Origin of the sequence: Kitasatospora sp. NPDC098652 (assembly GCF_044760155.1) — a bacterium.
In the GTDB taxonomy this organism is placed as follows: domain Bacteria; phylum Actinomycetota; class Actinomycetes; order Streptomycetales; family Streptomycetaceae; genus Kitasatospora.
This window is the reverse complement of record NZ_JBIWAQ010000001.1, coordinates 194,956-208,144: the sequence shown is the minus strand read 5'-3', so window position 1 is coordinate 208,144 and position 13,189 is coordinate 194,956. Positions and strand designations below refer to the sequence as shown.

Below are 13,189 nucleotides of genomic sequence, written 5' to 3'. Positions count from 1 at the left end.
GCCAGGTCGCTGATCGGATCCGGTCGCTGATCAGGCCAGGTCGATGATCACCTTGCCGGGGTGGTCCTCCCGTTCGGCGGCGATGTCGGTCATCCGGTGCGGGAAGTCGTCCAGGCCGATCCGCAGCGAGGTCAGCTTCTCCAGCGGGAAGGCGAGCGGGTGTTCGGCGCGCAGCCGGAAGCCCTCCTCGTAGTCCTCGCGGTGGCAGCCGTAGGCGCCGGCCAGGTGCAGCCGCTTGCCGTGGTGCTCGACCGGCTCGATGAGTTCCGCGCGGCGGATGGTGTCGATGTCGGCCTGCCCGGGCGGGTAGCTGTCGCCCCGACGGGTGCCGCCGTAGACGAACAGGACGGCGCCGTCGGCGGCCAAGTCGCTCGCGGTGTCGAGGAGTTCGGTGGTCACGACGGTGGTGGCCACGATCACCACCTGGTACCGGTCCTGGTGCTGGGGCGCCTTGGCGTCGGTCAGCGGGTGGAGCTCCTCGGCGGCGAGCAGGCCCTGCTGCCGGGCGAAGGCGCGCCGGGCCTCGCCGCGGTTGAAGACGGCGGGCGCGGCGCCCAGGTGGCGGGCGTACAGGGCGAAGGTGACCCCGGCGCAGCCGGCGCCGAGGACGGCGACCCGCATGCCCTGGAGGTCGGTGCGGGCGGTGAGTTCGAGCAGTTTGCGGAGCGCGTGGACGATGCAGGCGAAGGGCTCGGGCATCCACACGGCGTCCCGGATGCCGGTCTCGGGGACGCGCACCACGGCCTGGTCCAGCTGCGCCTCGGTGCCGTGGACGAAGACGTACTCGGCGAAGCCGGTGGTGCGGGTGGGGGTGATGTTGGGGTTGAGGGTGACCAGTTCGCCCTCCCGGAAGCCGGTCCGGGCGCCGGCGAAGGCGACGGTGCCGACGAGTTCGTGGCCGAAGAGCGGGCCGCGGTCCTCGGGGACGTCGCGCGAGCCGACCACCTCCTTGGCGTCGGCGCGGCAGATGCCCAGGTGGTCGGGCTTGATGAGGACGGTGTCGGCGCGGAGCGCGTCGTGCGGGAAGGGGCGGGTGCGGAGGCTCACCACGCCGTCCCGCAGGGTGGTGGTGGCGTACTCGGCCGGGGGGTTGGGCATGGGGGCTCCTCAGGGGCGGGGGGCGGACGGCTGGAGGGTGCGGGCGAGGTCGCGGGCGCGTTCGAGGTCGAGGGCGAGACGGACGGGGTCGCCGTCGCGGTGGTCGTTCTCCAGGACCAGCGCCTCGGGCCGGAGCCCGTGCGCGGCGAGGGCGGCGAGGGCTTCCCGGACGGGGCCGTCGCCGTCGCCGAGGAGGTCCCGTGCCACCACGCCGCCGGTGCCGTCCTTGAGGTGGACCTGGGGCGCGAGCCAGGGGTGGACGGCCTCGATCAGGGCCACCGCGTCGACCCCGGCGACCCGCGGGTTGTAGGTGTCCAGCAGCAGCCGGAAGCCGGCCGCCGCGACCTGGTCGACCAGGCGGCGGGCGCGCTCCGGGTCGAGGTCGTTCTCGTTGGCGAGCAGCAGTCCGCGGGCCCGGGCCTCCGCCGCCGCCCAGGCCAGGACGGTGGCCGTCCGGTCCAGCTCCGCGCGGTCGGTGACGGCGCTGCGGCGGAAGCTGGGCACGAAGGCCAGCGGGGCGCCGAGCGCGTGGGCGGCGTCCAGCACCCGGATCAGGACGCGCCGGGCGCGCAGCGCGTCCCGACCGCCCGGCGGGGCGTGCAGGCCGATGTCGTTGAGGGTGTTGCCCGCGACGGCGAGCGGCCGGACCCGGAGCCGGGCGCAGCGCTCCAGGATCCGCTCGACGGTGCCCGGCGCGTCGAGCCACGGCCCGCGGCCGGGGCCGCCGAGGTCGAGCTGGAGGCCGTCGGCGCCGGCCCGGTGGGTGAGCCGGACCGCGTCGAGGTTGTCCCCGGGCAGCCGCCAAGCGGCCAGCCCGAGGAGCGGGGCGGCGGTCACGAGCCGGCCCCGGGCGCGGCTCCGGCTCCGGCCCCGGCCCTGGCTGCGGCCGCGGCCGGGACGGGCCGGCTCTGCGAGACCGGCAGCCCCTCGCCGACCGGGCGCCAGCCGCCCTCGGGGTCCACCACCAGGTGGGCGCCGTGCAGCCCGGCGCCGGCCGTCGCCGCGAGTTCGCGAGCGAGCGGGGCGAAGCTCGCCGGGCGCATGTAGGCGGTGTAGTCGAAGCCGTCGGGGCGCCGGCGCCGGATCCCGGGGGTGTCGACCATGCCGGCGGGCAGCGCCTGGACGATCCGCAGCGCCTCGGTGCCGGGCAGTTCGGTGGTCTCCTCCTGGGCGACGGAGTCGAGCAGGGCGGCGGCGCCCGCCTTGGTGGCGGCGTAGCCGGAGCGGCCCGGTCCGGCGTTGTAGACGACCTCGGAGGAGATGCCGAGGAACACTCCGGGGCGGTCGGGTCGGCGCAGCACCGGGACGGCCCAGGACAGGGTCAGCCAGAGGCCGTGCAGGTTGACGTCGAGCTGGCGGCGCCACTCGGCCTCGGTGCACTCGCGGAAGAGGGCCCGCCGGTCGCCGTAGTGGACGGCCGAGTAGCAGACGGCGTGCAGTGGTTCGGTGGTGGCGAGGGACAGGTTCTCGGCGACCCGGTCGGCGTCGGTCAGGTCGGTGGCCGCCCAGCGCAGCCGCTCGGCCCCGGGGCCGGTCGGACGGGAGCGGCTGAGCACGGTGACGTCCAGCCCGGCCTCGGCCCAGGCGTCCGCGACGCCGCGGCCGATGCCGGTGGACCCGCCGACCACCAGGGCGCGGCGGCGGGGGCGGTCGGGTGCGGTCACTGGGCCTCCAGGGGTGTGGGCGGCGCCGGGGCGAAGCGCACCGCGAGTTTGACGAGCCGGCTCCCGGCGACGCTGCGCCCGCCGCCGACCGAGAGCCCGGTCATGATCCGGGCGGCTTCCGGCGGCCCGACGACGTGCGTCACCAGGTCGCGGTAGGCCTCGGGGTGGTGGCACAGCTCGGCGGCGGCCTCGGCGAGGTGGTCGTTGCCCACGCCGCGGTGGCCGGTCAGTCGGACGAGCCGACCGTCGGCGGTGCGGGCGGTGGTGAAGGCGTACGGGACGGGGTGCCCGGCGCAGTTGGCGGCCCGGACGGCGGCCAGGTCGACGCCGGGCAGCTCGGCGGCGGTGGCGCCGGGCGGGAGGCCGCCGAAGAGGTCGACGGTCAGGTCGCCGGTCGGATCACCGGTCGAGTCGCCGGTCGGGCGGTCGGAGCGCCCGGGGGTGCCGAGCCGCAGGGCGCCGGCGAGCGCGGCCAGGGTTCCGTCGCGCGGGGTCGCGAGCAGGGCCGCGACCGGCCCGGGGCCCACCGGGGGCGTCGCGTCGAGCGTCAACTCCACGCCGGGTACGGCCCGTTGGGAGCTCCACGCCAGCCCGTCCGGGGTGTGGTGGACGAGCAGGACGCGGACGTCGGTGCCGAGCCGGCGGCGGGCGGCCCGGACGGCGAGCTGCCCGATCGCTCCGTCGCCGTACACCACCAGGGTCCGGGGGCGGCCGGTGGCCAGCACGGCGAGGGCGTACCGGACGGCGGCCAAGGGCTCGATCAGGGCGCCGAGCACCGGGTCGGGCTCCTGCGCCAGCGGTACCACCAGGCCGTCCCGGACGGCCGTCGCGGGTATCAGGGTGCGTTCCTGGAGCAGACCGTCGACGTTGTGCCCGAGCAGGAAGGACGGGTCCGTCCGGTGGGTCGGGTTGACGACCACCGGGGTGCCCGGGCGGCGCAGGGCGGCGGGGACGCCCCGGCCGGCGGCGACCACCCGGGCGATGCCCTCGTGGCCGATCACCGGCGCCGGGTCGTCGCGCAGCCCGCGCAGCATCTGGATGTCCGTCCCGCACAGCCCGGCGACCTGGGTGGCGACCAGGAGTTCGCCCGGGGCGGGTGCCTGGGTGGGGCGCAGCCGCAGCCGTACGCCGCCGGGCTCGCGGACCAGCGCCCGGTGGCTGGGGAGGCGCTCGGCCGGCGTCATGTCGACGCTCCGGCGGCGGCCGCGATCCCGGCTCCGGCGAGGCTGTCGGCCTCGCCGGGAGCGGTGACGGTGATCCGCCGGTGCAGCCAGTCGGGGGTGCGGTCGCTGGTCAGGTAGAGGCCCTCGCGGGTGAGGTGGCCCAGCAGGGCGCGCCGGTAGTGGTGGCCGAGGCCGTGGACGACGCCGCCGGTCAGCACCACCTCGTCCAGCTCGGGGTCGAGGCAGAGCGCGGTGCGCAGGACGGCGGCGACGGGGGCGGTCGCGGCGTCGAGCAGGTCGGCGGCGAGCGTGTCCTGCCCGCCCTGCCCCTCCTCCCGTACGTCCTGCGGGTCCTGCTCGTCCAGGGCCTGGCGCAGCGCCGTCTCGAAGGCGGTGCCGTCGGCGGTGAGCCGGCCGAGCCGGGAGGCCGCCCAGCGGGCGGGCTCCCGGCGGGCGAGGGTGTCGGCCAGCCGTGCGATGCCCGGGCCGGAGGCGTAGGCGGCGAGATGGCCGGGGCGGCCGCAGTCGCAGGCCAACTCGACGGTGTGGCCGAGGAGTTCGGCGTGGACCGGCAGGTGGCCGATCTCGCCCTGCAGTCCGCTGTCGTCGACCGGGATCCGGCGCTGCCGCTGGTCGAGCACCCGGCAGGCGATGCCCGAACTGATGGTGGCCAGCAGGACCTTGCGATGGTTGCTGCGCCCGGCGGCCGCGGCGGCGTGCAGCAGGGCGGCGGTGACGTCGTTGACGATGTGCCACCGGACGTCCGGGCGCCGGGCGGTCAGCGCGGCCCGCAGGTCGTACGGCTCGCTGTGCGCGCCCCACAGCGGGGCGGAGGCGTAGACGAGGCCGGAGCGGTGGTCGAGCGCCGCGCCGAAGGAGATGCCGGCGACGGGGGCCGGGGTGTGCGGCACGCCCGCGCACAGCTGGCGGACCATCATGTCCTGGAGCTCGGCGACGGTGGCCGAGGGGAAGCGCTTGAAGTTGGGGGAGGGGTGGGTGGTGCGGGCCCCCAGCCCGCCGCGGCGCTGCCAGACGGCCCGGCGGATGTGGGTGCCGCCGACGTCGAAGACGGTGATGTCCGCGGCCGGGAGGCCGTCCGGCGGAGCGCCCCGGCCGCTGACCGGCGCGGCGTCCCGGTCGCTGCCCGGTAAGGAGTCCGGCAGGGCGTCCGGCGCGGCGTCCGGCATGGTGTCCGCGCTCATACCGGCGCGCCGACGAGCTCGGCCCGCGCACCCGTCGTCCAGGCGCCGATGAACTCCAGGGCCCGGCCGAGCTCCGCCGGGGTGAGGTCGTTGGCGAAGACGACGGAGCCGATGCCCCGGGTGAGCGGGACGCGCTGGAGGCCGTCCCGGTGCTTGACCGCGTCGGCGAGCGCCTCCTCCAGCAGCTCCTGGGTGAAGATCGGGTGGGCGACGGGGAGTCGGAAGCCCTGGAGGAGTCTCAGCGCCCGGTCGGTGTCGTGCTCGGAGAGGTGGCCGCGGAGGTGGGCGAGGGCGAGGCAGATCGCCATGTCGACGGCGACGGCCTCGCCGTGCAGCAGCGGCGGGTCGGCACGCAGCTCCAGGGAGGGGCTGAAGGTGTGGCCGTAGTCGACGGAACGTTCCAAAACCTGTTCCCAGAGGTTGGGTTCCAGTTCGTCGAGCATGCCGGAGATGGCCCGGGACAGCACCTCGCTGACCGCCGAGCCGCAGCCGCCCAGGGTCTCCGGGGTGATGTCGCCGACGGTCGCCTCCAGCAGGTCGAACAGGACGGCGTCCTTGACCAGCGCCATCTTGATCACCTCGGCGATGCCGTTGGCGACGTGCCGGGGGTCGATGGTGCGCAGGAAGTGCGGGTCGATCAGGGCGAGTTCGGGGGCGAAGTAGGCGCCCAGGCGGTTCTTGTGGTGGCCGTGGTTGATTCCGGTCTTCACGCCGATGCCGGCGTCGATCTGGCCGACCAGCGTGGTGGGGACGCGGATGTAGGGCACGCCGCGGCGGTACATGCTCGCCGCGAAGCCGACGATGTCGAGGACGACGCCGCCGCCGACGGCGACGACCTTCTCGGCGCGGCGCAGGATGCCCATCCGCGACATGGCCTCGGTGACGAGGACGGCCTGCTCCAGGGACTTGGCGTCCTCGTCGCCCTGGACGACCTGCCAGGTCGCGTCGATCCGCCAGCGGTCGAAGTACGCGGCGAAGCGCTCGTGGTAGAGCGCGTCGACGGCGGAGTCGATCGCGAGCAGGCAGCGGAAGGGGCGGCCGTGGCCGCCGCCGACCGCGCGGGCGAGGGTGGGGTCGTCGAGGTCCAGCAGTCCGCGCACCATGCTGACGCTGTAGTCGACGGGTTGTTCGGCCCGGACGTTCCAGTGCAGGCCGGGCGGCTTGGGGAGATCGGCGACCGGGTTCAGGCCGGTCGGACGGGGGTGTGCGGTCGGACGGGGGTGCGCGGTCGGACGGGGGTGTGCGGTCGGGCCGGGGAGTGCGGTACCAGACATGACGAAACCTCCGTGAGCGTCCTCGAGCGGGGGAGTGGGCGGTGGGAACGAGTCGACCGTCCGCCGGTTGTCGGCCTCGAACGCTAGTGCTTGATCCGTATACACGGCAACGTGATAGCGGTCACATTAGATGCATTCGAATGCATATATTTCTGTGCCGTTACTTCGCATGGAGTCCTGTTGCCGGGATGTGAACCGGCATGAAGCGGCCCCGGTCGCGGGCGGGGCCTGCGACCGGGGCCGGTACGGGGAGGGCGGGTGCTCAGTCGATCGGCACCGCGGGCGCGTACCGCAGCCGGGCGACGAGCGAGGCGGTGGAGTCGCTCAGGGCGGCCGAGTCGAGCGCCTCGGCGAGGGCCTTGCGCAGGGTCTGCTCGGCCTCCCCGGCCAGTCGCCGGCCGGCCTCGGTGATCCGCACGTCCACCCCGCGCTTGTCGTCCAGGGCGCTGCGCCGCACCACCCACTCGGCGTCCTCCAGGCGGGCGGCCATCCGGCTGACCGAGGGCTGGTTGGCGCCGAGGGTCTTGACCAGGTCCGACATCCGCAGGGTGCCGTCACGCTGCTCGGCGAGCGAGAGCAGGAGCAGCAACTCGTTCATGGAGACCCCGTGGCTGCGGGTCAGCCGCCTGCCCGCGGTCGCGTTGACCTGCTCCATCAGGCGGGTGAGCTGTCGCCAGATGGCGATCTCGTCCCGCCCGCTCCCCGGTCCCCATGTCTCCATCGACGCGGCCCCTCACTGAGTCCTTCGGAACGTTCTGCTTGTCCGTCCGCCACTGTTTCCCAGCGTAACTCCTTGCGGCAGTTGACCACCCAGGCACGTTCGTCCATTATCTATATGCAATCGCATGCATCATCCTTGAACCTGGCTCCCTACGAAAGGCTTGGGTCGCCATGCCACTGCCCCTCCTGGCCCTGATGCTCGGAGTGTTCTGCGTCGGCACCGCCGAGGTCGTCATCGCGGGGATCCTGCCCGAGATGTCCGCCGACCTGGACGTGACCATCCCGACCGCCGGCCTGCTGGTCACCGGCTACGCGCTGGGGGTGACGATCGGGGGGCCGATCATCACCCTGCTGACCACCAAGTGGTCCCGCAAGGGGCTGCTGCTCAGCCTGATGGGCGTCTTCATCGTCGGCAACGTCATCGCCGTGCTCGCCCCCAACTACCCCACGCTGATGGGCGCGCGCATCTTCACCTCGCTCAGCCACGGCACCTTCGCCGCCGTCGCCTGGCACGTCGCCGCCCTGATGTCCCCGCCGGACAAGCAGGCCACCGCGATGGCCAAGATCGCGCTCGGCTTCAACTTCGCCAACGTGCTGGGCTCCCCGATCGGCACCTTCATCGGCCAGCACTTCGGCTGGCGCGCCACCTTCGGCTACGTCACCGGCTTCGCCGTGCTGTGCCTGCTGCTGATCGTCAGGTTCGTGCCCGGCGCGCTGTCCACCGAGAGCGAGGAGGGCGCGGAGGGGAGCCTGTCGCTGCGCGAACAGATGAGGGTGTTCCGCAAGGGCAGCCTGCAACTGTCCATGCTGATCACCGTGTTGGCCCAGGGAGCGGTCTTCACCACCTCCACCTACCTGGCCCCGCTGCTGCGCGACATCGGCCACTTCGCGCCCGCCATGGTCGGCATCCTGCTGATCGTCTTCGGCATCGGCTCCGTCCTCGGCAACATCCTGGGCGGCAAGGCCGCCGACGCCAACGTGATGCGCGGCGTGCTGCGCGCCCAGGGCGCCCTGCTGGTCGCCCTGCTGCTGTTCTGGCTCGCCGCGCCCCACCAGGTCCCGGCCGCGATCGCGCTGTTCCTGTTCGGCGCCGCGGGCTTCTCCATCATCCCGGCGCTCCAGGCGCGGATCCTCGCGGTGGCCGCCGCCGCACCCGCCCTCGCCCTCTCGGCCAACGTCTCCGCGTTCAACCTGGGCAACGGGCTCGGCGCCTGGCTCGGCGGCGCGACCATCGACCTCGGCTACGACGCCCGGGCGGTCACCCTGACCGCCGCCCTCGCCACCGCGATCGCCCTGACGCTCTCGGTGCTGATGTGGGCCCGCGGCCGCCGCGAGGCGCCGGAGCCCACCGCGGCCGGCGACGCTTCGGCCGCCGGTTCCGCGGCCGGTTCCGCCACCGGTTCCGCCACCCACGTGGACGGCGTGGACGGCGAACTGGCCCGGAAGGCCTGACCCCGGACGCCGCGCTCCCTGCCACCCGCCGCCCGCCGTCCCACCGGTGGGCGGCGCGGCGACGGTTTTCGGCCACCCCCGGGGAAGTGGAAATAGGCTTGCCGACATGACCGTTCGCGCTGGTGTGGACACGATCTTCACTCGCCCCGCGGAGCCCGACACCCGGCGCCGGACCGCCCGCCGCAGCCCGTCCGTCCGCACCCCGTCCGCCCTCCCCCCGGGTGCCGTGAGCCCCCCGGGTGCCGCGAGCCCCCCGGGCACCGCGAGCCCGGGCCCGACCGCCGGCGGCGTCCTGGAGGAGCTGTCCGAGGTGCTCTTCGCCCCGCTGCCGCGCAGCGACCAGCGCGCCAAGGGCGCCCTCTACCTGCGCGGGCTGATCGCGGCGGAGGGCCGCAAGTCGATCCGGAACATCGCCGCCCAGGTCGGCGGGCCCGAACTCGCCCAGAGCCTGCACCACTTCATCGCCGCGTCCACCTGGGACTGGGAGCCGGTCAGCCGGGCGCTGCAGCGCCACGCCGACAACGAACTGCGCTTCACCGCCTGGGTGGTGCAGGCGCTGCCGGTCCCCCGGAAGGGCCGGCGGGCGATCGGGATGTGGGGCGTGGCCAGCGACGTCACCGTGCCGGTCAGATGGCACCTGGTGCCGCTCGGCGAGCGGGCGGCCGGGTGCGTCGCGGCGGCCGCCCGGGTGTGCGACCCGAGCACGATCGGGCCCCGCCCGGTCGTCCTGGACCTCCCGGGGGCCGATCTGGGGCCGGTCTTCGACCGTTACGCCCGGGCGGGCGCGCCGCTGCTGTCCGCCGTCCCCACCGACCTGCCGGTGTTGGACCGGGGGACGGGCCGGGGCGGCCGCTTGCTGCCCGCCGGCCGGGTGCTGCAACTGCACCGGATGCTCCGGCGGCCGGTGGAGTGGACAGACCCGGCGACGGGCGCCGTGCGCCGGAGCCTGGTCGGGGGCGTGCCGGTGGAGTGGGCCGGGCTGCCGCTGCTGCTGCTGGGCCAGTGGGACGCCGGGCAGGAGCAGCCGGTCGGCTGCTGGCTGACGAACCTGACGGCGACGCCGCTCGGGGTGCTGCTGCGGCTGGCGAAGCTCCCGCAGCGGGTCGAGCAGGACTTCGCCGGTTCCGCCTCGCACGTCGGGGCCCTGGACGACTACGAGGGGCGCGGTGCCGACGGCTGGCACCGCCACATGACACTGGCGGCGGCCGCGCACGTGGCGCAGGTGGTGGCGGCCGCGCGGGCCCGGGTCCGTCCGTGGACCCACTGCATGGTGTCGATGGAGCGGATGGGCCGCTCGCTCTGAGCGTCCGGTGGGGAGGCGCAGTGCGGTGCGGTGCGGCCAACCGCACAAATCAGACATCGCGCGTTTCAAACCTCGGAGTTTGCGATGTGTCACCTCGGCGGGAGGTTCTGACACAGGCAACGTGACCGCATCGCCCGCCAAGTCCCCCCGGAGCCATCATCGGAAGCATGCGAATTCTGGTTGCCGGCGGTGGTGTCAGCGGTCTGGCCACGGCGGTTGCGCTGGGGGCGCGCGGCCATCACGTCCTCGTCCTGGAGCAACGGCCGGTGCTCACCGAGGGCGGGGCGGGCGTCCGGCTGGCGCCGCACACGTTCCGGTTGCTGGACCTGCTCGGCGTCGGCGACGCCGTCCGCGAACGGTCCCTGGTGATCGACGAGTTCCGCGTGATGGACGGCGCGACCGGGGAGCCGGTCAGCACGATCGCCCTGCCCGCCCGGCACGGCGACGGCCGCCCGACGCACGCGACGGCCCACCGGCTGGACGTCCACGAGCCGCTGCTGGAGGCCTGCTGGGAGCTGGACGCCGTCCGACTGCTCGCGGACAGCCGGGTGGTCGGCTACACCGAGCACGGCGAGTCGGTGGTCGCGGCGCTCGCCGACGGACGCAGCGTCACCGGCGACGCCCTGGTCCTCTCCGGTACGGCCCGCTCGGTCGTGCGCCGGGACCCTCAGTGGGCCGACCGCACCCCGCGGTCGCGGCTCGCGGTCTACCACACCGTGATCCCGATGGAGCTGGTGGCGGACCGCTGGCAGGACGGCGCCGCCACCTGCTGGGTCGGCGCGCAGTGGCAGGTGGCGCACTTCCCGCTGCCCGACTCCCGTTACCTCAGCCTCTCCGCGACCCGCCACCAGCACACCGGAGCGGATCTGGACGGCACCCGGGTCGACCTGGAGCAGGTGCTCGCGGCCTTCCCGGAGATCGGCTACGCCGCCCGCAACGTGCTGACCATGGGCCGGGACTGGCACGCCTGGACCGTCCCCGACCAGGCCGCCGGGGCGGGCCGGGTCCGCGGCCGGGTCGCCCTGGTGGGCGGGCGCGCCGAGGCGCCCGGCCCGTTGGAGGACCTGGGCCTGCGGCACGCGCTGGAGGATGCCGTCGACCTGGGCACGGGCTGGGACGCCTCGGCGGGCGACGCGCTCCGCTGGCTCGCCGACTTCGAGGCCCGCCGCAGCGAGCCGGCCCCGGAGGTGGCGAGCGGCTGCGGCGGCGGGCTCCGCTGACCGCGCCGCCCCGGAGCGGCGCCCCGGCCCTGGGTGAGCGGCAACTCACCGTCGTCAACTCGCCGTCGTCAACTCACGGTGCCGGAGCGCCGGTTCGCCCGCTCAGCGACGCCAGGCCGGGTCGGTCACGAGCGCCTTCAACCGGTCGGTGTCGAGTGCCGGATCGCCCGGGCGGTAGGTGTAGGCGTTCTCGCCGTTGCCCTCCGAGATCTGCACCTGGCTGCCGTCCGGGTAGTGGACGGCGGCCAGCCAGTGCAGCACCGGGTCGGTCGCGGTCTTCCCGTTGCCGAAGCGGTTGGTGACGACGACCGTCCCGTCCGGCCGCTTCTCCCGCACCTCCAGCGGGGTCGGCGGGTTGCCGTCCATTCCGGCGAGCTCGTCGCGGCCGCGTTGGGACGGCGGCTCCGCGCTGACCATCAGCAGGCTGGTGCGGCCCTGGAAGCTGACGGTGAGCGCGGTGTGCGCCGGGTCCTGGCCCTTCACCTCGGCCCCGGCGGGCAGCAGCGGGACGAGCTTCGCGAGCAGGTCCGGGCCCGTGGGGGCGGTGGCGGACGGTGTGGCGGCGGACGCTGCGGGGGTCGGGACGGCGGTCGGCCTCGGGGCGCCGTCGGCCGGTCGGAGGGTGGCGAAGACCCGGTCCCAGGCCGGATCGGTCACCAGGGCCGTCAGCTGGGCGTCGTCGAGCGGCGGGTTCGGCCGGTTCGCCCTGGCGGGCTGCCCGTTGTACTCGGTGAACTTGACCCGTCGGCCGTCCGGGGCGGCCCAGGTGACCCGCCATTCGCGGCCGTTCTCGGTGTGCTCGCTGCGCAGCTTGTCGATCACCAGCACCGAGCCGTCCGGCCGGACCTTCCGGTCGCAGGAGTCCTGCGGTGTCTGGAACGGGTCCATGCAGACCGCGCCCGCCTCGGGCGCGAGGTTCGTCCGTTCCACGGTGAACATCACGATGCTCGCCCCCGCGCCGTCGTCGAACATCAGGGTGGAGCCGGTCTGGTGCGGGTCGATCTTCCCCATCGAGCTGGCGGTGAAGTCGGTCACCGTGCCCTTCGGCAGCAGCCCGGTGTACAGCGCGGTCAGCTCCTGGGCGGACATCCTGGGCAGGGCGGGACCCGGCGGGCCGACCGGGCCGACCGCCGCGAAGGAGCCGCCGCGGACGGCCGCGAAGCCGCCGGCCCCGGCCAGCACCAGCACCGCGAGGCCGCTCGCGAGGGCGGCCCGGCGGTTGCGCCGTCGGCGGCGGCCGCGCTGCTCGGCCTGCGCGGCCAGCGCGTGGTGCACCGGCTCGGGGGCCAGCTCGGCGGCGCCGCGCAGGGCACGGGCGAAGCCGTCGGTCAACGCGTCCGCGAATGCGTCGTCGTCACTGGGCATGGCGCAGCACCGCCTTCCGGGAGGGGCCGTCGGGGCCGGTCTTCGGGCTGGATCCGTCCGTCGCCGTCGCGGGTATTCCCGCCGTCGCGGTTCCTTCCGCCGTTGATCCGTTCAGGACGGCGTCGATGTCCTCGCCCAGGACGGCGCGCAGCCGCGCGAGGGCCCGTCGGGAGCGGGTGCGGACGGCGGGGCCGCTCAGCCGTAGTGCGGCGGCGGTCTCCTCGACGCTGCGGTCCTCCCAGAAGCGCAGCACCAGCACCGCGCGGTCCGGGGCGGGGAGTTCGCTGAGGGCGCGCAGCAGGGTCAGCCGCAGGGCCGGGTCCGGGTCGTCGACGCCGACCTCGGGGAACTCGTCGGTGACGCGCTCGGAGGCGCTGCGCTTGCGCCGGTAGGAGAGGAAGGTGTTGACCAGGACGGTCTGGGCGTAGCCGCTGGGGTTGTCCAGCCGGGATATCCGCCGCCACTTGACGTAGATCCGGCCGAGGGCCTCCTGCACCAGGTCCTCGGCGAGGTGGGCGTCACCGCCGGTGAGCAGGAAGGCGGTGCGCAGCAGGTGCCGGGCGCGGGCGGCGACGAAGTCCGGGAACTCCGGCCAGGGTGGTTCGGGCGACGCGTCCGCACGCGATTCTTGATCCATACCTTGGTAACGCGGTGGGCCCGGCATCGTGTGACAGTCCGTCCGCCGGGGGTTCGTCAGGGCCCCGTCAGGGATTCCGCCGGGGCGCCCG

The 13,189-nt window shown here is 74.8% G+C and carries 11 protein-coding genes and 1 pseudogene; 3 read left to right on the top strand and 9 right to left on the bottom strand.

What is annotated here, in order from left to right; translation table 11 throughout:
* Positions 1 to 30 precede the first annotated feature (30 nt).
* The 7 genes from ACIQWA_RS00890 to ACIQWA_RS00860 all read right to left on the bottom strand — a co-directional run bounded on the left by ACIQWA_RS00890 (position 31) and on the right by ACIQWA_RS00860 (position 7,122).
* Positions 31 to 1,098 carry an alcohol dehydrogenase catalytic domain-containing protein gene (locus tag ACIQWA_RS00890; RefSeq protein ID WP_402476425.1) on the bottom strand — a complete coding sequence of 356 codons (1,068 nt, stop codon included), beginning with the start codon at positions 1,096 to 1,098 and terminating at the stop codon, positions 31 to 33.
* A gap of 9 nt (positions 1,099 to 1,107) precedes the next feature.
* On the bottom strand, positions 1,108 to 1,935 hold the full coding sequence (locus tag ACIQWA_RS00885; protein WP_402476423.1) for a sugar phosphate isomerase/epimerase family protein: 828 nt from the start codon (positions 1,933 to 1,935) through the stop codon (positions 1,108 to 1,110).
* Complete coding sequence (locus ACIQWA_RS00880; protein WP_402476421.1) at positions 1,932 to 2,762, bottom strand: SDR family NAD(P)-dependent oxidoreductase; 831 nt, start codon at positions 2,760 to 2,762, stop codon at positions 1,932 to 1,934. Before ACIQWA_RS00880 ends, ACIQWA_RS00885 begins: the two co-directional genes overlap by 4 nt.
* Positions 2,759 to 3,946, bottom strand: coding sequence for an alcohol dehydrogenase catalytic domain-containing protein (locus ACIQWA_RS00875; RefSeq protein WP_402476418.1), 1,188 nt, complete (start codon positions 3,944 to 3,946; stop codon positions 2,759 to 2,761). The genes ACIQWA_RS00880 and ACIQWA_RS00875 overlap by 4 nt, the downstream gene beginning before the upstream one ends.
* On the bottom strand, positions 3,943 to 5,127 hold the full coding sequence (locus tag ACIQWA_RS00870) for an ROK family protein (RefSeq protein ID WP_402476416.1): 1,185 nt from the start codon (positions 5,125 to 5,127) through the stop codon (positions 3,943 to 3,945). Before ACIQWA_RS00870 ends, ACIQWA_RS00875 begins: the two co-directional genes overlap by 4 nt.
* Positions 5,124 to 6,401, bottom strand: a complete 1,278-nt coding sequence (locus ACIQWA_RS00865) for a sedoheptulose 7-phosphate cyclase (RefSeq protein WP_402476413.1) — start codon at positions 6,399 to 6,401, stop codon at positions 5,124 to 5,126. The genes ACIQWA_RS00870 and ACIQWA_RS00865 overlap by 4 nt, the downstream gene beginning before the upstream one ends.
* A 262-nt stretch (positions 6,402 to 6,663) precedes the next feature.
* Positions 6,664 to 7,122: a MarR family transcriptional regulator gene (locus tag ACIQWA_RS00860; protein WP_360235678.1), complete on the bottom strand. Its 459-nt coding sequence runs from the start codon at positions 7,120 to 7,122 to the stop codon at positions 6,664 to 6,666.
* 170 nt (positions 7,123 to 7,292) lie between these two features.
* Between ACIQWA_RS00860 and ACIQWA_RS00855 the strand changes: the two genes are divergently transcribed.
* The 3 genes from ACIQWA_RS00855 (at position 7,293) to ACIQWA_RS00845 (ending at position 11,096) form a co-directional block, all read left to right on the top strand.
* Positions 7,293 to 8,573: an MFS transporter gene (locus ACIQWA_RS00855; protein ID WP_402476410.1), complete on the top strand. Its 1,281-nt coding sequence runs from the start codon at positions 7,293 to 7,295 to the stop codon at positions 8,571 to 8,573.
* Between the two features lie 106 nt (positions 8,574 to 8,679).
* Positions 8,680 to 9,876, top strand: a complete 1,197-nt coding sequence (locus ACIQWA_RS00850; protein ID WP_402476408.1) for a transposase — start codon at positions 8,680 to 8,682, stop codon at positions 9,874 to 9,876.
* A gap of 167 nt (positions 9,877 to 10,043) precedes the next feature.
* The gene (locus tag ACIQWA_RS00845) at positions 10,044 to 11,096 is read left to right on the top strand and encodes an FAD-dependent monooxygenase (protein ID WP_402476406.1); all 1,053 of its coding nucleotides are present in this window, start codon (positions 10,044 to 10,046) and stop codon (positions 11,094 to 11,096) included.
* A 102-nt stretch (positions 11,097 to 11,198) separates the two neighbouring features.
* On the opposite strand, the gene ACIQWA_RS00840 is transcribed toward ACIQWA_RS00845, so the two are convergent.
* A complete protein-coding gene (locus ACIQWA_RS00840) occupies positions 11,199 to 12,461 on the bottom strand; it encodes a hypothetical protein (RefSeq protein ID WP_402476403.1) in 1,263 nt (420 codons plus the stop codon).
* A gap of 124 nt (positions 12,462 to 12,585) precedes the next feature.
* Positions 12,586 to 13,098, bottom strand: a pseudogene (locus ACIQWA_RS00835) (SigE family RNA polymerase sigma factor); the annotation flags it as partial.
* Positions 13,099 to 13,189: the final 91 nt, after the last annotated feature.